Genomic DNA, 18,997 nt, shown 5'->3' on the forward strand with positions numbered 1-18,997 from the left:
TCCCCTTGTCCTTTTGTTGCCCCTGTTGTTTCTATGCTATTTACTTACTGTGTGAGCGTTAGTTATCTAAACGACGAAAAAGCTTAGGAGTGCAACTAAAACTACTAAGCCGATCCAAGCACCAGAGCCAAGCCACAGCAGTCTTTTGGAATCATTCCAGTTTTGCGGAGTGGCGTAGGCAACAGGAACGCCAATTACCATTGCAAAAGACACAAGTACTAGAGCTAACAAAGCAATTTGGAATATAATACTCATTTTACCTTCTCCCAAGACAGCGAAGATTCTAGTTAAAGATAGAATATCTACAGGGTTAAACCAACATTCTTCCTTATTGTTAAGCTATCAGAAATTGCAACATTTTAGTCATCTGTCCTTTGTCATTAGTCATTTGTCCTTTGTCCAATGACTTAATGACTAATAACTACTGCCAATGACTCTTGACTATGGATCTAATTCTTTGTCATACAACAGCTGATTTTGATGCTTTAGGGGCGGCGGTAGGACTGACACGTTTGCTTCCTGGTAGCAAAATTGTGCTAACTGGCGGCGCTCACCCACCAGTACGGGATTTTTTGGCGTTGCATCGGGATGAGTATCAGTTAATTGAACGGCGTTCTGTGAATCCGAAAAAAATTCGTTCTCTGACTGTAGTAGATACTCAATATCGCGATCGCCTGGGTAAAGCCGCAGAATGGTTAGATTTACCCCATATTAAAGAAATCATAGTTTATGACCATCACCTTGCACAACATGGTGATATCCCTGCGACAAAATTACACATTGCTGCTGTAGGAGCTACCACAACTCTGATTGTGGAACAATTGCAAAAACAGCAAATTTCCCTCTCAACTGCCCAAGCAACTGCTATGGCGTTGGGTATTCATGTTGATACTGGTTCGCTACTCTATGACCACACCACACCACGGGATGCTCTCGCCTTGGCTTGGTTGATGCAACAAGGAGCAAGTTTATCGGTAGTTGCTGAGTATGTAGAACCTGGTTTGTCTCCACAATTGCAGCAGTTATTATCAGAAGCTCTTGACGATTTGCAATATTTATGCATTCGAGGATATACTCTAGCTTGGGTAACGTTAGTAACTGATGGCTATGTACCAGGTTTATCGAGTCTAGCCTCCCAACTAATGGAGTTGACAGAAATAGATGCTTTATTGTTGGCGAACAAATATGCTGCTGGGGAGGGTGAGTTACGCTTTACAGTTATTGGGCGATCGCGAATTTCTGAAGTTAACCTTCATCAAATCTTTCAACCACTAGGTGGTGGTGGACATTCGCAAGCCACATCGCTGAATTTGCGGGGTGTCAACTGCCGAGAAATACTCAACCAATTATTGGAAGGGTTAAAAGCGCAAATTCCCTATCCACCGACAGCACGGGATTTGATGTCATCGCCAGTTCGGACGATTCGCCCAGATACCACCATCGAGGAAGCACAGCGAATTTTGTTACGCTACGGACATTCTGGTTTATCTGTTGTTGATACCCAAGGTAAGTTATTGGGTATTATTTCGCGTCGGGATCTTGATATTGCTTTGCATCACGGCTTTAGTCATGCACCCGTCAAAGGTTACATGACGATCAATGTCAAAACGATTACTCCTAATACCACCCTGCCAGAAATTGAGTCATTAATGGTGACTTATGATATTGGACGTTTGCCTGTATTAGAAAATGGACAATTGGTAGGTATAGTCACCCGCACTGACGTTTTGCGAGAATTGCATCAGCAGAATGATGGCGAGAAGGGGAGAAGTGGAGAAAGGGGAACAGAAGGGGAAGATGATCTTGAGATTCCGACATTGGGAGAATTGCGCGATCGCCTCAATCCTAAACTCTGGGAATTACTCACCAAAGCATCTGCCCAAGCCAAACAACGTGGTTGGCATTTATATTTAGTAGGAGGAGCAGTACGCGACTTGCTACTAGCCAAAGAAGCATCTGGTAGTTTGTTAATCAAAGATATCGACTTAGTCGTCGATGGCTTTCATAAAGCCGCCGATGTCGGCGCAGGTGTAGAATTAGCAAAAGCACTCCAGCAAATTTACCCAGCAGCACGATTAGACATTCATGGTGCTTTCCAAACTGCGGCTTTACTTTGGCACAAAGATCCTGAATTAAATTCTTTGTGGGTAGATATTGCCACTGCTAGAACAGAATTTTATCCTTACCCAGCGGCAAATCCCGAAGTCGAAGCTAGTTCGATTCGCCAAGATTTGTATCGGCGTGATTTTACCATTAATGCTTTAGCACTGCGACTTACTCCTCCCCGTGCAGGGAAACTCCTGGATTTTTTTGGTGGTTTGCTAGATTTACAAGCAAAGCAAATTCGTGTTTTGCACGCCAACAGTTTTATTGAAGATCCCACCCGCATTTATCGCGGTGTACGCTTTGCTGTGCGCTTTGGATTTAAAATTGAATCGCAAACAGAAGAATATATTCGTTATGCGATCAACAGTGGTGTTTACGATCGCACCACAAAAGAAAATCACAAAACACCTGCACTCCAAACCCGCCTCAAAACAGAATTAAAGCACATCTTAGAAGCACCCTATTGGCAAGCAGCTTTGCAATTACTTGGAGATTTGGGAGCATTACAGTGTATTCATCCGAGTCTGAAAAAATTAGATGCAGAATTATTGCGGCGATTACGGTTACTGGAACGCTGTTTACACAAGTTTGATTTAGAAGAAACTCTGCTGAATCACTGGCAAATGCGCTTAGAAGTGATTATCGCTCACCTTGCCTCACAATATCGAGCCAAAGTAGCTAAAAATCTGCAACTACAAGAAGATAGCATTGAACGCTTAGAGAAATTAGCCCAAGTACAAGCTAAGGTAAGAGATGCTTTACCCACTTGTCAGCTTCCTAGTCAGGTGGTGAAATTGCTGCGATCCTATGATTTACCCACGTTGATTTTAGTTGCTTTACACAGTTCCCGCCCAATTAGAAAACAAATATGGCATTATTTGACGATTTGGGCAGATATTCAGCCGATATTAAATGGAAATGATTTGAAGAAACTTGGCTACAAACCAGGGCCACAATATCGGCAAATGTTAGATGATTTACTCGCTGCGACATTGGATGGAAAGATTTGCGATCGCACTTCCGCAGAAGAGTTTTTAAATATAAATTACGAAATCTGAATCAATCTTATAAAAATTTTATTTTCATCCCTATTGAGATTTTTGTTTCTTCTGATTAAATAAACCAGACATACTCAAACCCGTAACTATCAACCCAATAATTCCTAAACCATTCAACATTGGATAGATTGCTTGAAGATGAAATATTTCGCCTGTATGGATACTTAAAATAAATCCAGAGGTCAGTCCTGTGTCAATCGGCCACTCTCTAATAATAGTTGCTAACATTCCTGTCAGCGCAGTTAAAATCAATGGCAAAGCAATAATGAGCGCGAGAGTGCGGTGATACTTACGAAATAAACGTTTCATAGTGGTGATATGGTTTTTCCAAGAATTGATACTAGCTCTTTTAAAATATTTTTTTACAAAGCAGTATTATCAACATCAGTCATGCAGTTAAGAATGAGTTAGGAATACTATATAACTTAATAATAATTCAAATAATCTACAACTAACTTCAAAGTAAATTCACTCTGTCCAAACTAGAGGGAAGGGGAAGGGGTAAGTTTTTTGATTCATTTTGACGTAACCGATTTATAATAGTTACTTACTCAAGATAAAACACTTAATATCAACAACTGGGAAAGAAAGTAAAAATCTTAGTAAAAATTTTAGTTCTTTGGCACTTTTTTAGCCTTATAGTCTTAATACTTCAATCAGGTACTATTTGGTGATGATACCTTCTAAAGGTAAGGTGATATTTTTACCTATTACCTGATCACTAATCCCAAGTACCGAATTACCAATACCTATAACACTTCTGCTAAGGAGTTTTTTATGAAACGTTTTAATCAAGTTTTGTTGATTACTGCAATTAGTATGTTGACCTTAGTCGGATGCAATAAAGGTGAACAATCCACCACGCAGACATCACCTTCAGCAACTGCCACACCCGCAAGTGCTACATCTAAGAAAACAGCTACTACTATTGTCAAAGACGATAACTTTAAAGGATTGTTAGCAGTTGTCTCCAATACCGAAACAGCCGTAAAGGCTGGGAATTTTACTAAGGCTAAACAAGAGTTTGGCAAATTTGAGGATTATTGGTCAAAGGTTGAGGATGGAGTGAAAAAGAAATCTTCCAAAACCTACAATACAATTGAAGATGAGGCGGATAAAATTAAAGGAGATTTGAAAGCCTCTGCACCAAATAAAGATAAAGTGCTAGCAGCATTACAATCTCTGAATACAAATATTAACAGTGTTGCTAAACCTTAAGAGCAAAATCTTGAGCTGAAACCGCGAAAAGTCCACTTTCTGTTGGGCAGGAAGCCTACTGTGTACGCGAAGCGTCACTGTAGCTAGTTCACATTGGCAAACAAAATTAAAAAGGCAGGCAAGCAGCCTGCCTTTTAATTTTTCTAAAATTTGTAACTTAAAACTTGTATCGCCCCATTCTCCGGTAAATTACTGCTACTAACGGTAATTTTGTCACTGTCACTGCGACGTACACTCATTCCATTCATAACCTTTAAAAAATCATCCAAGGGAGAAATATCGCAGGTAGCTTCGTCTGCGGCTTGGGTACGGTAATGGGTAGGAATAATCAACTTGGGATTGATCGTCTGAATTGCCTGCTTTGCTTCTTCAGCATTATAAGCTTTAGCACCGCCGCCTACAGGTACTAGTGCCACATCAGGGCGACCAATGAGAATTTTTTGTTCAATGGAAATAGGTGCAGCAGCCCCCCCTAAGTGCAGGATATTAATTCCTGCTTGCTGCCATTGCCAAGCGGCATTTGTACCAAATTGCTTCCCACCTTTGCGATCGTGGGGAATAGCAATTCCTTGAAACTTAATGCCTTTGAACTCGTAAGCACCGGGTTCGTAGATTAACTTCGGATTTCCCGGTAAATCTTCAACTGCACCTTCATCCAACAATTGACTGCTAATCAGTACTAAATCTGCTGCTACTTTCGGTGGACGATACTTAGCGGTACAACCAACTGTGCGAAATGGGTTGACAAGAACTTTCGTACCGCCACCTGTAAACAGAAAGCAAGTATGACCCAACCATTGAATTGATAATGAACTGCTAGATTGGGCGTTAGCTTGAAAGTGAGAACCCAAGCTAGAAACCAAAGTTGTTACCAACCCTGCCCCAGCATAGCCCATTAATTGCCGTCGTTTCATTAATTACTCTCTTGTTTTCGTCTGTAATTTACAAAGAAAGTTTCGCAGTAACTGCTTACCTGAAGATGTCAGAACACTCTCTGGATGAAATTGGACGCCTTCTATATGAGGATAGTTCCGGTGTCTGACCCCCATAATTGTGCCATCTTCCACCCAAGCGGTGATTTCTAACACATCTGGACAGGTGTCGCGATCGATGACCAGGCTATGATACCGGGTAGCGACAATTGGGTTTTCTAATCCTTGGAAAACCCCAACTCCTGTATGAGACACTTGGGAGGTTTTGCCGTGCATTAACTCTGGTGCCGAAACAATATTACCACCGAACACTTGACCAATACTTTGATGACCCAAACAAACCCCTAAGATTGGTAAGTCAGTTCCTAGTTTTTTAATCAAATCTAGGGAGATACCCGCATCATCTGGGCGACCAGGACCGGGAGAAATTACTACTCCATCTGGCTTTAAGGCTTTAATCTCATCAAGGGTAATCTTATCGTTACGAAATACTTTGATATCTGCCGCTACAGGGAATTCTGCTGCCAGTTCTCCCAAATATTGCACCAGGTTGTAGGTAAAGCTGTCGTAATTGTCAATAACGAGAAGCACTGCGATTTAACTCCAGTTGTCAACCACTGCATACCATTTTGGTTGATTGTTACAGATTTTGTGTCGCTGTGATGCAGTTAATTGTTGGTTGTGAAAATACCAAACAACAAATTAAATTTCTAAACAACCGACAAAATCAAAGCTAACAAGGGAGGAAATAAAAGTGCGATCGCTACCAAAACTGCCACACAAGCCGAAATCAGCACAGCACCAGCAGCACAATCTTTGGCGATTTTTGCTAGTTCATGGTAGGTCTGCTTGACTGTTAAATCAACTACCGACTCAATTGCTGTATTTAGTAACTCTAAGGCTAAAACCAAGCCACTAGTTATACTGATAACGGCTATTTCCACTGCCTTTAATCGTAAAAAAATACTCAATCCCAGCGCTACTACACAGATAACAACGTGAATCCGAAAATTGCGTTGAGTTTGAAAAGCATAACTTATCCCACACCAAGCATACTTAAAACTCACGAATAGATTAGCAGCAACTTGCCAAGAGAATTCTCGCTTTTTGGTAACAACTGTTTCTAAGTGGTTTGAAGTTGGTGGTGGTGAAACTGGTTGGGACATAGTTGAAAAAATACAGCAGCAGGGTGGTTGAACTTGGAATATGTGCCGATTTTAATAGTCAAATCGATAATTATGCCAATTTTCTACTGAATTATTATATAAATAACAACCAAAGAAGTCGCATTTTCATAAACATGCAACTGCTAAAATTCTATGTCAATAGAAATACCTATGAAATTCAGTAATATTACTTGCTGTTTTAGCATTCTTTCTAAACTTTCTTCATCGGGATGATCCCAGCCCAGCAGATGTAACAATCCGTGGCTTGCTAACCAAGCTAATTCGGTTAACAAAGTGTGTCCTTGCTTTTGAGCTTGCTGCTGTGCTGTATCAACAGAAATAACAATATCACCAAGATATAAAGGCATAGAAGCTAGCATTTCACTTGGTACAGGAGAATCTACCTCTAATGCGGCAAACGATAAAACGTCTGTAGGCTTGTCTTGATGACGGTATTGGGCGTTTAATTCCTGAATTTCCGAGTCATTGGTCAAACGCAACCCGATTTCGTAATTTGCCGCAGGTGGAATATTTTGTTGTAATTTTTCCAACCAGCAATTAAACCAATTTTTCCATGTTTGAGCAGTAATAGGGGTATAGATATCCCCAATTTTTATACTTTCCGCTTGCGAAGATTCACATAGATAATCCTCTACATATACTTCAACTTGCACCAGCCGAAAAATCTCCTGTAGTGAAATTGGTAGTTTATGATCAGCGAGTCAGATAAGCAAGACCAATAAACAAAGCTAACAGACCGACAGTGGTCAACAAAAAATGCTTGAGGGAAGTAACTCGCTTTTGCACCATATTTCGCATCGCGAGTTTCACATAGCTGGGTTGACGTTCATCACAAGGAGAATTGCTCATAATAATTTCATGACAATTATCTTTTTTCAATGTAACAGTTTTTGACATACTCCCCGACCTGAAGGTACGGGGATTCTTCACGCTTCAGCGACAGATACAACCGTTGTGGTTTTACTCCGTCTCGACGTGCATTTAGAGTCGTGGCAATGCCCTATCCCGACGCAAGTTTATATTTTTCGCCGCATTCTCATCTCGGTCGTGTTCAGCACCACAATTCAAGCATTGAACCGACCGGACTTTTAAATCGAGTTTTCCCCATTTGTAACCACACTCAGAACAATTGACTCTTGACTAAATTACACAGTCGCTTCTACTAGTTGATTTTCTTGCCGCAGATAAGCTTGGATGAAGGTATCGAGTTCACCATTCATCACATCAGCGATCGCAGTCGTTTCGACGTTGGTACGTAAATCCTTTACCATTTGGTAAGGATGAAATACGTAGTTACGAATTTGGTTTCCCCAAGAAGCTTCGACCATATCACCGCGAATTTCGGCAATTTCTTTGGCGTGTTGTTCTTGGGCAATAACTAACAACTTCGCTTTCAAACGGGCGAGGGCTTTTTCTTTATTTTGCAATTGGCTGCGTTCTTCTGTACAACGCACTGCAATACCTGTGGGAAGATGAGTAACGCGTACGGCAGTTTCTACCTTGTTGACGTTCTGCCCGCCTTTACCACCAGACCGAGATGTAGTAATTTCTAAGTCTTTTTCAGGAATCTCCAATTGCACCGAGTTATCTAATTGGGGCATTACTTCTACCCCAGCGAAACTGGTTTGGCGCTTACCGTTGGCATTGAAAGGTGAAATCCGCACTAAGCGATGAGTACCCGTTTCAGATCGCAAGTACCCATAGGCATAGCGTCCTGTAATCTCTATGGTGGCTGATTTTATACCTGCTTCGTCACCTTCGGACTCATCGGTTAAATTTACCTTATAACCCTGAATTTCTGCCCAACGGGTATACATCCGCAGTAGCATTTCTGCCCAGTCTTGAGCGTCAGTACCACCAGCACCAGCGTTAATCGTTAGAACCGCCCCTTTGTCGTCATAAGGGCCAGAGAGTAACTGCTGTAACTCCCACTGGTCAAGTTCTTTGTTGAGTTTGGTGACAGTAGTTTCTGCTTCTTGCAGAAGTGCTTCATCGGTTTCTAACTCCAACAGTTCTAATACTGCTTTGGTGTCTTCGATGCTACTTTGCCACTGTTCGTACTGCTGAATATGTGCTTTTAAATCATTAAGTTCTTGCAGCGTGCCTTGGGCTTTGACTTGATCATCCCAGAATTCTGGCTGGGCTGCGATTTTTTCTAAATCTTGAATTTTGGCTGTGAGTGCAGGAATGTCAAAGATAGTCCTGGGTTTTACCCAGGCGATCGCACAACGTTTCAATTTCCCGTTTTAGTTCTAATGCATCCATAGTTCTTGCTAATGAGAGCGCGCTTTATATTTTAATGGTAGATTTACACTCTCGTATCAATAGACATTGCTATTTATTTTATTGGTATCTCAAAATCTTATCTATAATAATATGCTCGTACAAGAAAATCAGGGATCGGGGATCAGGGATCGGGAAGAGACTTGTTAAATAACTCTTTCTTGTCTCCCTTGTCCTCAATCCCCGTTGCCCCTTCGCCCCTAATCCCCACTCCCTTGGGGGAGTGGGGGCCCCGAGTTCCCCAGAGGGGGCCCCACCTGCCCCTTATCCCCAAAGGGGACCCCTACCTTCCCCAATCCCCGATCCCCGATCCCCGATCCCTAAAATTATGAAAGAACTGACCATTGGTTGGCTATATCCGACGCTGATGAGTACCTATGGCGATCGCGGTAATGTTATCGTCTTAGAACGCCGTTGTCAGTGGCGGGGATACAATGTCAAGGTTTTGCCTTTAGATCAAAATGCGACAGCAGATGAGATCAAATCTGTAGATTTAATTGTGGGTGGTGGCGCCCAAGATCGTCAGCAAGAAATTGTCATGCGTGATTTGCAAGGTGCGAAAGCAGAAGCAATGCGCGAAAAAATTGAAAATGGTACTCCTGGCGTTTTTACCTGTGGTTCACCCCAACTTTTGGGACACTACTATGAACCAGGATTTGGACAACGCATTCAGGGTTTAGGCATATTGGATATAGTCTCAGTGCATCCCGGCGAAAATGTCCGGCGTTGTATCGGTAATTTAGTTGTAGAAGTCACCGCCACTCGTCTAGCGCGGGATCTCCAAGAAATGACAGGTAGCAAACCATACCTAATTGGATTTGAAAATCATGGTGGACGTACTAAATTAGGCAAAGTCGAAGCACTCGGACGCGTGGTGCATGGTTTGGGCAACAATGGTGAGGATGGTACAGAAGGTGTATTTTATCAGAATGCGATCGCTACCTATTCCCATGGGCCACTGTTACCAAAAAACCCCTTTGTGGCAGATTGGTTAATTCAAACTGCACTGAGACTGAAATACCAGCAGCCTATTACTCTATCACCTATAGATGACACCTTGGCAATGCAGGGACGACAAGCGATGTTTAAGCGATTGCAAGTAGCTTTGCCAACACCTAGCAAAGTTTAAGGGCGTGTTGTTTCAATACATTTCGGTTAAGATCAAAAAGATTCGGTTCTAGTGGGGAGCAGCCACTAGAGGTAACGGGGAAAGTCCGGTGGAAATCCGGCGCTGTCCCGCAACTGTGAACTTAACAAAGTAAGTCAGGATGCCCGCCGAAGTTGATTTCACTTCTAAAATATCTGCGAGGTACAGATGACCACAGCTACAAATACTTCTCCAATTTCTACACATAACAACACTTCACACCCCTCTCATACTCTATTTGTGTGCAAGACTTGTGCTAGCGTCTGGCAAGATGGGAAGCGAGTTGGTGAAAGTGGTGGACAAAAGTTATTAAAGCAACTTCAGGAATTAGCCCAAGATTGGCATCTCAAAGATGATTTTCCGATTCAAGAAGTAGAATGCATGAGTGCTTGCAGTCATTCTTGTGTTGTCGCCTTCGCAGGTTCTGGAAAACTAACTTATATGTTTGGAGATTTACCAGTAGATGATAGTGCAGCTGCCATTCTCGAATGTGCCAGCAAATATTATGCTAAACCTGATGGTTTGTTACCTTGGTCAGAACGTCCTGAACCTCTCAAGAAAGGTATTTTAGCAAGAATTCCTTCGTTATCTTGAAGAGCTTCACGAAGAATTGGTATTAGGCATTTAAAACCTGTAGAGACGTGCCATGGCACGTCTCTACATGACAAAATTATGCCGAAAAATCACTAGCCGAACCGTATTTATTCTCGTTTCCCCGATCCCCGATCCCCAATACCCGATCCCTGATCGCCTATTCCAGAGCAATCAATGTTTGAAACCCCTCATCTGTGAGAAATTTTTGAAAGCTGGAGTTAGTTTTTACTGTCTTACGACATTCAGGATTGAGACTAATGGCTCGTTTCAAGCTTTCAAGGGACAATTCGAGATTTTCTTGCAAAGCGTAACAGCAAGCCTTGTTGTAGTGAGCTTCAAAGGAATCAGGAACTAGTGCAATTGCTTTGTTAAGGCTAATTAGCGCATCTTGATAAGAACCTAATTTATTGAGCGCATTACCTCGGCTGTACCAGGCTTGGTAATTGTGAGGTTGGATAGCCAGTAATTTGTCGTAGCAAACTACTGCTTCTTTGTAGTCTCCCAAATTTCCCAGAACCACACCCCGGTTATACCAGGCTTCGTAATAATCAGGTTTGATAGCTAGTGCTTGGTCGTAGGAAGCTAATGCATCTTGATATTTGCCTAAAGAGTATAGTCCATTTCCTCTGTTGTACCAGGCTTTGTAATGCTTCGGTGCGATCGCCACTGCTTTGTCACAGGATGTGACTACTTCTTCATATAACCCTAAAGGATATAGGGCGACACTGCGGTTATACCAGGCTTGATCATAGTTTGGCTGAATCAGCAGCACTTTGTCGTAGGCAGCAATTGCGTCTTCGTAGTGTCCCAAAAAATACAATGCATTGCCCTTGTTATACCAAGCTTGGTAATGTTCGGGTTTGATTAGTACTACTTTTTCACAGGATGCGACTACTTCCTCGTATAATCCTAACAGGTATAGGACGACACTCCCGTTGTACCAGGCTTGGTAATAGTCGGGTTTGAGCGCTAGCGCTTGATCGTAGGAAGCAACTGCCTCATCGTAGTGTTTTAATAAATACAAAGCATTGCCCCTGTGATACCAAGCTTGGTAATGATCGCTTTTGAGTGCCAGTACTTTATCGTAGGAAGCAATTGCTTCTTGGTAGCGTCCTAAGTTCTCTAGTGCTTGACATCGGCTGTAATCAGCTTGGTAATAATCTGGTTTAATTGCTAGTGCTTGGTCATAGGAAGCGACTGCTTCTTGATCACGCCCCAAAAAATACAGGGCGATGCCTCGATTATACCAAGCTTGATCTAGATCAGATTTAATCGCAAGTGCTTGGTCATAGGAATCGACTGCTTCCTCATAGCATCCCGATAGGTGCAATGCTAGGCTCCGATTATACCAACCTTGATAAGAGTCACTTTGAAGAGCCAAGGCTTTGTCATAGGATGCAACTGCTTCTTCATAACTTCCTAAAAAGTATAGAGTAACACCTCTATAAAACCAAATATCAGAGATTTCCCGGTTAAAGTTGAGGAGTTGATCGAAGCAAGTTAAGGCCTCTTGGGGGTGATTTAAGTTTAATAGTTGGCAGGCAAAATTAAAGAGTTTACCCAGCATTTGCTGTGGGTATTTATTTGTTAGCCGCAAAACCAACTCGGATAAGGGGCTAACATATTCATCAACTTCTATTTGCTGACCTTTGGCTGCTATTTGGCGATCGCGCGGATTCAGGATAAATTCACTTTCAATCAAATCATTGAGAACTCGGCGAACCAGCCAACGATGCTGTAACTGTTGCTGGGAGTGTTCTCCCATCATTAATAAAACTGTTGGTTCTAGGATAAATCGCTCAACTGACAGATGCAATTGTTGTAGCAAATCTATGGCATCGTAAACATATTTGCTAGCTGGGTGTTTTTTGATTGCATCTGTGTAGCATCTTTCCCAAGTGTCTTGGGAAGAGTTAATGTAATTGCTGGAGGTTAAAGAAAGGTCTTGGTTGCTCAACCGACGGAGATTGACGATCGCATTAATAAAAGTAGAGTCATTTTTTTGGGCGATCGCCAGATATTCTTCTTCGTTACTTTTAATGTTAGTTTGCGGGACAGTATTACTAAATAGCTGAACAATTGCTGCATTTTCCGGTTTTGCTAGTTCATAAACCTGAAAACGCTCCCATTGCTGTTTTTCCCATTCAGTCGCTGAATTTACTAACTCTCTTTCATCGCGAGCAGTAGCAATTACCCGTATTTTATCCTGACCGTAGAACCGTTCATAAACTTCTAGAACTCGCCACAATTGTTGTTGCAACGGTATAGTCAAAGGAGCTAATTCAGATTCTTCTAGTCCAGGGGGTAGTTTTGGGAGACTGTAATGTATCCTCTGATTCAGATCGTCAAGTAAAAACAACAACTTGCGATTAGCACCAATTTTTTGCAATTGTTCTTGATTTGGCTCATTGATCCATCCGTCAGATTTAAGCCAGAGAACTGTCCAACCTTCTCGATTATAAAGTTGTGCTAATTCAACTGCTTCTCGTGTTTTCCCGATTCCTGCTTGTCCAACAATCAAAAGCCGACGAAATTCTTCTAATTTATTTTCTAATTCTCGTCGCACATTTCGATCAGATCGCCTGATTTGATACGGAATGGAGAAATCTGCTAAGGGATCATTGGTATCTGCACCAAAAACCACAGATAATACATTTCCATTGGGTTTGATAACCTCAAAGGGGAAAATGAATGGAGATATTTGCCTAATCCGCCTCTGTTGCATGTAACACCACACAAGTCTAACAACGGCAGTAATTTAGGGTATGAGCATCGTCGAGAGGAAGAATACTAAATAGTCCACCAAAAATTTTGTTGCACTTGGGTAAAAGGTAAGGGATAATTTTAATTCTTTTCCCTTTGACCTCACCCTAAAACTCCACTTTTTTGAGGAGTGGAGGGTAGATTTCCCCGGTTAATATTTATCAATTTTGGCTTGGTGAAATAATAGCTAATCCTTCATCATCTTGATCTAGTTCTAATTTGCTCACCCAAACGCTTGAAAATCTCAGCCCAAAAATATTTAATTCGCGTATTTAAATTCTCTGTTTGAAACCTGAACAAAGAGATTATCCCAAATTTGCAACTTGGCAATTTTAATCGAGTTACACAAACTCAATCCGCTGGCACGAGTTTATATAACAATACCAGGTGGATTTTGACTGTATAACTGGGATTTGCGATCGCCAGAGGTCTTCTGCACATATGAGATGATTCCTGAGCAAGTTACTCAAATATTATCCCATAAATAAATAAATAAGAATATTTATAAGTATGTCGGCGACAAATGTAGAGACGTAGCATTGCTACGTCTCTACTCGTTGTGATCGTCATTCGTCATTTGTCATCGGTCATTGGTAAGATTTGAATTAATTGATGTTTCTGCACAGTACCCAAAACACAATGAGGTGTAGATATATCAGTTGCTCGTTGTGGAGAGATCCAAGCATAGCTATAAACTGGTAGTTCGGAAATTGTATCTACATCGTCTCCATGGTGAGGAGTATAGAAATCAAGTAGCACTCCGGTTTTTCCTCCAACTTTGACAAACTGAATAGAATGATCCTGCAAAATTTGGGTGATCGCAGGCTGTGCTAAAAAATTTCTCATATAGCGATATTGAGGATTTAATTCTGCTTTTAATAAAGCCAAAATAGCCAAAAGTACCAAAAAAATCATTGGTACATCAGGTGTACCTAAACGACAGTATTGTAACCACAAAAATTCCACACTCAAAATTGCAGCAGCTAACCAAGCAATTTTTTGATTTAATAAAATTTTGCCGATTTCATAGAGAATGAATATACTCAAGACACCCAAAATCATACTTGGCAGACGTACACTAGTCTAACTTACGTAAGGAAAGCCTAACCAAAAACGAAAACGCTGCCAAGCTAATTGACACTTTGGTAACTTAAATAACATTGAAATTTATTGCTGTGTAACTAGTAGATTTTTGATAGACTCGCCTATTTTTCAGACTGTTTTTAATATACGTATGGTGATACACAAATTTAAGCAACACTTCTCCTGATCAAAGTCCTATGCTGCTTAGACCAGAACAACGTACTAAACTTGACGCCGACGACGACAAGCAATTTTATTCTTTTCCACGCTTTGTCACTCATGTAGACGAAGGCTTTATTCAACAAATAACGGATTTATATCGCGATCGCCTCCAACCCAACACACGTATTTTAGATATTATGAGTAGTTGGGTTTCTCATCTACCAGAAGAAATGCAATTCGAGCATGTGGAAGGACACGGACTCAACGCAGAAGAATTAGCCCGCAATCCCCGCTTAGATCATTATTTTGTTCAAGATTTGAACGAAAATCCTCGTTTACCACTTCCAGAACAAGAATTTGATGCTGTTCTCAACTGTGTCTCTGTGCAATATTTGCAATATCCTGAAGCAGTATTTTCCGAAATATATCGCGTCCTCAAACCAGATGGGATTGCAATTATCAGCTTTTCTAACCGCATGTTTTTTCAAAAAGCTATCCAAGCTTGGCGAGATGCATCAGAAGGAAGCAGAGTTGAATTAGTTAAAGGCTATTTTAAATCCGTACATGGATTTACTACCCCGGAAGTAATAGCTCGGCAATCAAATATACCAGTTTTTCTTCAGTGGTTAGGTGCTGGGGGAGGAGATCCATTTTATGCAGTGATCGCTAGACGCCAATAGTTAATAGCTAAACAATAAATTTTCTTTGTGTCTTAGTGTCTTGGTGGTGAAAAAATAAATTTTGTTTAACCACCAAGACACTAAGACACCAAGTCGAAGCAAGTCTGATCAAAAAGTAAATTTTCTGCTACAACCACTCAAAAGCCGTAATAATTGCCTTGAACGTTTATCATAACGGGAGTCAAACATGAATTTCCCTCGTGTCCGCAGGATTTTAGCTGTTGTGTTGCTGTCAGTATTGTTACTGACTACAGCCTGTACTCCAAAACAACCTGGACGTTTTGACCAGGTACAACAAGAAAGCAGTCGTCAAAAAACCGGTCAAGCTGTTGCTAAGAATGCAACCCAAGGTAGTGAATTTAACAAGTTTTTCCCTCCTGCTGAAGATGGGTACGAGCGTGTATATACTCAAGAGAAAAAGGGTTTTGCTGAAGCTAAGTTAAAAAAAGACGGTAAAGAATTAGCAATGCTGGCTATTTCCGATACTAAGAGTACACCCACAGCAGCAGCAAAATTTGCTAGCAGCACCAAGCAAATTGCTGGTTATCCAGCAGTAGAAGTTGGTACTACTCAAACTGCCATACTAGTCAGCGATCGCTACCAAGTCAAAGTACTTTCTCGTTCACCGTCATTTCAAGCAAGCGATCGCGAAACCTGGATCAAAAAATTTAACCTCGCTGGTCTAGCAAAACTGAAATAAAAAATTGTCAATTGTACAGACGCGATGAATCGCGTCTAATAACCAATAACTAAAAATAAGGAGATTTTTGTGAGTAAACCGATTTTTGAGTTGGTAGACGAGCTACCGACTAATAACTTGACTGTTTCAATGTTGAATTCCCTGGATTTTGTCGCTCCTGGGGAATGGCAAAATGTAGTTGGTTTTGTCAACACGATTAAAACTGTAACGGGCGAAAGCGACGAAAGTCTCATTCAAGCTATTGGCGAACGAGCCATTTATCTTTACAATGATCGTTCCCAAGGCTACCAACGAGCAATGTGGTTGTATCAAACAGTCGATAGCACAGATAAAGCACTAGGTGCAGCTGCTTTCGCGAATAAGGTAGGAGAGAAAATTCCTCTATTTGGGTTTCTCAACTCTATTACTCCCAAAGCTGACAAAGCCCAAACTATTGACCTGTGTTTGAAATTAGTTGCTGAGTTAGTAGCTTTTTGTAGCATCAACGGTATTCCTGGTGATAGCATTGGGGACTTTGTCGCATCCTTAGGTGAGTATAGTGGTGAATCACTCATTCGGATGGTGGCTTTGGTTTGTGTTGATGGTTTGATACCTCTTGGCCCAGACTTCATCAACAAAGCCTTATCTACAATTAGTCAGACCAATCCCCAAGATTTAGAACAAAATACAACTTTTCAAAATCTTCAAGAGGCGATTCCAGGTCAAAACTCTAGCAGCAAACTGAATTTTATTGGCGAAAGCTTTAACTCAGTTCAAGGTTGGATGAGTAACCTGGTTGCTAACAATGATTTGACGCCTCAAAAAGTTGTTCGTAATTTGCAAAGTTTTGCCGAAATCGCTGATGACAAATTAGATTATTTAGGAGCGTTCCTCGATGTAGCGACAAATTACTACGAACATACAGGGACACAAACCCTTGCGCGTCGCTTGATTGAGCGGGCTGTTGCAGAAATTTAGTTTCATAACTTCATGGATAATTAGTAATTATTTCTATTACTAATTATCCTTTTTTAAAGAATAATTCCTAAGAAAAAATATTATCAAAAAAGTAATTAATTAAACTGGAAATTCAAGGGTTGTATTCGATAATTGACACGACGAACTAGGAGTGTTGTTTGTTGTTTGAATCAAGCAACAACCAACTAGTTGAAAGAGTTAACCACACAACCCCAATGAATCAGCATCACATTGAAGTTACAGTTTCTGCCAGAAAGTTTAAAGACAATATTCGTTATATCCGAGATTTTGTTGCACCTGCAAAGTTGTGCGTGGTGATGAAAGCAAATGCTTACGGGCATGGTTTAAAGCAGTTAGCGACAACAGCTGTTGTGGCAGGAACAGATTATATTGGTATTTGCACAAATCCAGAAGCAACAACTATCCGTGATTTGGGTTTAGATGTCAAACTCCTGCGTTTACGCATGGCGTTACCACAAGAATTAGAAGAATCAATGCACCGCCTGGATATAGAAGAACAGGTGGGAACAATGGAAGCAGCAGAGTATTTATCTGATGCAGGGGTGAGACGCAACAAAAAAATTCCCGTGCATATCAATATTGATACAGGGATGGGTAGAAGTGGTTTCTTTTCATCTCAGATTGAAGAATTAAAGAAAGTTTGTGCTTTGCCGGGTTTGTCTATTGTTGGGATCATGACTCATTTTGCCGGTGCTGACGGTAAAGAACTGGCGTTTACAGAAAAGCAGATGGCAGATTTTTATGATGTTCGTACTGCTTTGAATGACTACTTACCAGAAAATCTACTAACTCATACTCACAATAGTGCTGCAACAGTGCGCCTAACTCCTAAATGTAATAGTTTAGTTAGGGTTGGTGCTGCTTGTTATGGTGTACGCACTTCACGGGACTTTGAAAACCCGCTAGAATTGAAACCAGTGATGTCAGTAAAAACCAGGGTAGCGCAGGTAAGGAAAATACCAGCAGGCAAAACTATTGGTTATGGCAGTTTATATACTACCCAACGCGATAGTTTGATTGCATCTTTACCTGTGGGTTTTGGTGAAGGTTATCCGCGATCGCTCTTCAATAAAGGTATTGTTTTAATTCAGGGTCAGCGTTGTCCAGTAGTGGGAAGAGTTTCGCTCAACATCACAACAGTAGATGTTACCGATCTACCAAAGGAAGTAAAATGGGGTGATGAAGTGGTGTTGGTTGGTAATCAAGGTAACGAGGAGATTACCTTTGAAGAATTAGCCGATAAGTTTCAGAGTGTACACACAGAAATCAACCTGATGGCTGGTTTTATGAACCAGGTAAGTTACTTATATTAATTCAGGTGATGTGCTTTTTCCCATCTTGGCACGGCCAATTAGCCGTGCTTTTATTATTTTTAGGGAACAGGGAACCTGACTTTTCACTTTTATATGGAAAACCTCTGGTGTTGACACTCCTGGATCTTGAGACGCAGGGATTCTAGGCTCACCATTTCTTCACAACTTTCTCAAATATTCTTTCTATGATGAAAGTAGAGAAAGAAGAGGAAAATAAGCTTTGCAGGCTAAATTTAGCCATCACTTAGGGGGTGGCACATATGAAAATAGCAATATTATTATTAGTAACATGTCTGGTTATTACACCTACTAGTGCTTTGGCACAGATGCAACACCAACCAAATTATGAACCAACAATAACTTGGCCAAAACAAGACCGAGAAAAGATACTAAGAATGCGTATTAATCAGCAAATTCAAACCTTCAATACAAATGTTGAGCAAGTAATCAAAGAAACACGAGACATTAAACAGTTTAGCAACCCATATCTAGTCGAGTTCCCAAGAAGAAATGAACGGATGCAACATCATCCAGATGTACCATTTCTCCGTTTCAACTAAGGTGTTAGGAGATATTATTAACACAATTAAACTAAGTAGAGATGCGATGTTCCTCGCATCTCTACAAGGAAATTTGTTGTGTCATGAAAGCGATTAGACATCTCCGAAATAGTAATGTTCTGTGGTAAAAGAATATAATATAAGTCTTTTTACACCAGAATTATGAGTTCCGTATTGGAGCACATCGAAGCGAATCCTCAAGAAACCCAACGATTAATTGGTCTGGGATACCC

General features: G+C 41.0%; 18 protein-coding genes, 2 pseudogenes and 1 riboswitch. Of the genes and pseudogenes, 9 read left to right on the forward strand and 11 right to left on the reverse strand.

Annotated features, from left to right (window positions below; translation table 11 throughout):
- Window positions 1–66: 66 nt before the first annotated feature.
- Window positions 67–255, reverse strand: a complete 189-nt coding sequence (psbZ, locus tag ACE1AT_RS12715) for a photosystem II reaction center protein PsbZ (protein WP_096677085.1) — start codon at window positions 253–255, stop codon at window positions 67–69.
- A 188-nt stretch (window positions 256–443) separates the two neighbouring features.
- On the opposite strand from psbZ, the gene ACE1AT_RS12720 reads away from it, so the two are divergent.
- The gene (locus ACE1AT_RS12720) at window positions 444–3,164 is read left to right on the forward strand and encodes a CBS domain-containing protein (protein WP_374868792.1); all 2,721 of its coding nucleotides are present in this window, start codon (window positions 444–446) and stop codon (window positions 3,162–3,164) included.
- Between the two features lie 30 nt (window positions 3,165–3,194).
- On the opposite strand, the gene ACE1AT_RS12725 is transcribed toward ACE1AT_RS12720, so the two are convergent.
- Window positions 3,195–3,473 carry a peptidase gene (locus ACE1AT_RS12725; RefSeq protein WP_374868794.1) on the reverse strand — a complete coding sequence of 93 codons (279 nt, stop codon included), beginning with the start codon at window positions 3,471–3,473 and terminating at the stop codon, window positions 3,195–3,197.
- Between the two features lie 468 nt (window positions 3,474–3,941).
- Here ACE1AT_RS12725 and ACE1AT_RS12730 point away from each other — a divergent pair, with 468 nt between their 5' ends.
- Window positions 3,942–4,382 carry a DUF4363 domain-containing protein gene (locus tag ACE1AT_RS12730; protein WP_374868796.1) on the forward strand — a complete coding sequence of 147 codons (441 nt, stop codon included), beginning with the start codon at window positions 3,942–3,944 and terminating at the stop codon, window positions 4,380–4,382.
- Window positions 4,383–4,525: 143 nt separating this feature from the next.
- Here the strand turns inward: ACE1AT_RS12730 and ACE1AT_RS12735 are convergent, their stop codons facing one another.
- From ACE1AT_RS12735 to prfB, 7 genes and pseudogenes are all read right to left on the reverse strand, one after another.
- The gene (locus tag ACE1AT_RS12735) at window positions 4,526–5,296 is read right to left on the reverse strand and encodes an MBL fold metallo-hydrolase (protein WP_374868798.1); all 771 of its coding nucleotides are present in this window, start codon (window positions 5,294–5,296) and stop codon (window positions 4,526–4,528) included.
- 3 nt (window positions 5,297–5,299) lie between these two features.
- On the reverse strand, window positions 5,300–5,905 hold the full coding sequence (locus tag ACE1AT_RS12740; protein WP_374868800.1) for an anthranilate synthase component II: 606 nt from the start codon (window positions 5,903–5,905) through the stop codon (window positions 5,300–5,302).
- A gap of 119 nt (window positions 5,906–6,024) precedes the next feature.
- Complete coding sequence (locus ACE1AT_RS12745; protein ID WP_026722435.1) at window positions 6,025–6,480, reverse strand: diacylglycerol kinase family protein; 456 nt, start codon at window positions 6,478–6,480, stop codon at window positions 6,025–6,027.
- 143 nt (window positions 6,481–6,623) lie between these two features.
- Window positions 6,624–7,154: an rRNA maturation RNase YbeY gene (gene ybeY / locus ACE1AT_RS12750; RefSeq protein ID WP_374868803.1), complete on the reverse strand. Its 531-nt coding sequence runs from the start codon at window positions 7,152–7,154 to the stop codon at window positions 6,624–6,626.
- Between the two features lie 40 nt (window positions 7,155–7,194).
- A complete protein-coding gene (locus ACE1AT_RS12755; protein ID WP_374868825.1) occupies window positions 7,195–7,350 on the reverse strand; it encodes a DUF3285 domain-containing protein in 156 nt (51 codons plus the stop codon).
- Between the two features lie 132 nt (window positions 7,351–7,482).
- Window positions 7,483–7,578 (reverse strand): annotated as a pseudogene (locus tag ACE1AT_RS12760) (hypothetical protein); the annotation flags it as partial.
- 68 nt (window positions 7,579–7,646) lie between these two features.
- Window positions 7,647–8,766, reverse strand: a protein-coding gene (gene prfB / locus ACE1AT_RS12765) for a peptide chain release factor 2 (protein ID WP_374868805.1) whose coding sequence is annotated in 2 segments (ribosomal slippage) — window positions 7,647–8,693 and window positions 8,695–8,766 — 1,119 coding nt in all. Because the reading frame shifts where the segments join, the coding sequence is not laid out codon by codon here.
- 346 nt (window positions 8,767–9,112) lie between these two features.
- Between prfB and ACE1AT_RS12770 the strand changes: the two genes are divergently transcribed.
- Window positions 9,113–9,913: a type 1 glutamine amidotransferase gene (locus ACE1AT_RS12770; protein ID WP_374868807.1), complete on the forward strand. Its 801-nt coding sequence runs from the start codon at window positions 9,113–9,115 to the stop codon at window positions 9,911–9,913.
- A gap of 26 nt (window positions 9,914–9,939) precedes the next feature.
- Window positions 9,940–10,079: riboswitch (cobalamin riboswitch) on the forward strand.
- A 20-nt stretch (window positions 10,080–10,099) separates the two neighbouring features.
- Complete coding sequence (locus ACE1AT_RS12775; protein ID WP_374868809.1) at window positions 10,100–10,525, forward strand: DUF1636 domain-containing protein; 426 nt, start codon at window positions 10,100–10,102, stop codon at window positions 10,523–10,525.
- Between the two features lie 157 nt (window positions 10,526–10,682).
- Here the strand turns inward: ACE1AT_RS12775 and ACE1AT_RS12780 are convergent, their stop codons facing one another.
- Together ACE1AT_RS12780 and ACE1AT_RS12785 are read right to left on the reverse strand one after the other, a co-directional pair.
- A complete protein-coding gene (locus ACE1AT_RS12780; protein ID WP_374868811.1) occupies window positions 10,683–13,250 on the reverse strand; it encodes a tetratricopeptide repeat protein in 2,568 nt (855 codons plus the stop codon).
- Window positions 13,251–14,116: 866 nt separating this feature from the next.
- Window positions 14,117–14,368, reverse strand: a pseudogene (locus ACE1AT_RS12785) (glycosyltransferase family 39 protein); the annotation flags it as partial.
- A gap of 200 nt (window positions 14,369–14,568) precedes the next feature.
- Here ACE1AT_RS12785 and ACE1AT_RS12790 point away from each other — a divergent pair.
- The 5 genes from ACE1AT_RS12790 (at window position 14,569) to ACE1AT_RS12810 (ending at window position 18,764) form a co-directional block, all read left to right on the forward strand.
- Window positions 14,569–15,213 (forward strand): class I SAM-dependent methyltransferase, encoded by a 645-nt coding sequence (locus tag ACE1AT_RS12790; RefSeq protein WP_374868813.1) that lies wholly within the window; start codon window positions 14,569–14,571, stop codon window positions 15,211–15,213.
- Between the two features lie 187 nt (window positions 15,214–15,400).
- The gene (locus ACE1AT_RS12795) at window positions 15,401–15,913 is read left to right on the forward strand and encodes a hypothetical protein (protein WP_374868815.1); all 513 of its coding nucleotides are present in this window, start codon (window positions 15,401–15,403) and stop codon (window positions 15,911–15,913) included.
- A gap of 69 nt (window positions 15,914–15,982) precedes the next feature.
- Window positions 15,983–16,870, forward strand: coding sequence for a hypothetical protein (locus ACE1AT_RS12800; protein ID WP_374868817.1), 888 nt, complete (start codon window positions 15,983–15,985; stop codon window positions 16,868–16,870).
- A 215-nt stretch (window positions 16,871–17,085) separates the two neighbouring features.
- The gene (gene alr, locus ACE1AT_RS12805; protein ID WP_374868819.1) at window positions 17,086–18,204 is read left to right on the forward strand and encodes an alanine racemase; all 1,119 of its coding nucleotides are present in this window, start codon (window positions 17,086–17,088) and stop codon (window positions 18,202–18,204) included.
- A gap of 260 nt (window positions 18,205–18,464) precedes the next feature.
- Window positions 18,465–18,764 (forward strand): hypothetical protein, encoded by a 300-nt coding sequence (locus ACE1AT_RS12810; RefSeq protein ID WP_374868821.1) that lies wholly within the window; start codon window positions 18,465–18,467, stop codon window positions 18,762–18,764.
- Window positions 18,765–18,997 lie beyond the last annotated feature (233 nt).

The sequence above is a fragment of the Pelatocladus sp. BLCC-F211 genome (assembly GCF_041928655.1).
Taxonomy (GTDB): domain Bacteria; phylum Cyanobacteriota; class Cyanobacteriia; order Cyanobacteriales; family Nostocaceae; genus Pelatocladus.

Coding starts and splice junctions, on each gene's coding strand:
- psbZ (WP_096677085.1), bottom strand. CDS start 255: ATGAGTATTATATTCCAAATTGCTTTGTTAGCTCTAGTACTTGTGTCT.
- ACE1AT_RS12720 (WP_374868792.1), top strand. CDS start 444: ATGGATCTAATTCTTTGTCATACAACAGCTGATTTTGATGCTTTAGGG.
- ACE1AT_RS12725 (WP_374868794.1), bottom strand. CDS start 3,473: ATGAAACGTTTATTTCGTAAGTATCACCGCACTCTCGCGCTCATTATT.
- ACE1AT_RS12730 (WP_374868796.1), top strand. CDS start 3,942: ATGAAACGTTTTAATCAAGTTTTGTTGATTACTGCAATTAGTATGTTG.
- ACE1AT_RS12735 (WP_374868798.1), bottom strand. CDS start 5,296: ATGAAACGACGGCAATTAATGGGCTATGCTGGGGCAGGGTTGGTAACA.
- ACE1AT_RS12745 (WP_026722435.1), bottom strand. CDS start 6,480: ATGTCCCAACCAGTTTCACCACCACCAACTTCAAACCACTTAGAAACA.
- ACE1AT_RS12755 (WP_374868825.1), bottom strand. CDS start 7,350: ATGAGCAATTCTCCTTGTGATGAACGTCAACCCAGCTATGTGAAACTC.
- ACE1AT_RS12770 (WP_374868807.1), top strand. CDS start 9,113: ATGAAAGAACTGACCATTGGTTGGCTATATCCGACGCTGATGAGTACC.
- ACE1AT_RS12775 (WP_374868809.1), top strand. CDS start 10,100: ATGACCACAGCTACAAATACTTCTCCAATTTCTACACATAACAACACT.
- ACE1AT_RS12780 (WP_374868811.1), bottom strand. CDS start 13,250: ATGCAACAGAGGCGGATTAGGCAAATATCTCCATTCATTTTCCCCTTT.
- ACE1AT_RS12790 (WP_374868813.1), top strand. CDS start 14,569: ATGCTGCTTAGACCAGAACAACGTACTAAACTTGACGCCGACGACGAC.
- ACE1AT_RS12795 (WP_374868815.1), top strand. CDS start 15,401: ATGAATTTCCCTCGTGTCCGCAGGATTTTAGCTGTTGTGTTGCTGTCA.
- alr (WP_374868819.1), top strand. CDS start 17,086: ATGAATCAGCATCACATTGAAGTTACAGTTTCTGCCAGAAAGTTTAAA.
- ACE1AT_RS12810 (WP_374868821.1), top strand. CDS start 18,465: ATGAAAATAGCAATATTATTATTAGTAACATGTCTGGTTATTACACCT.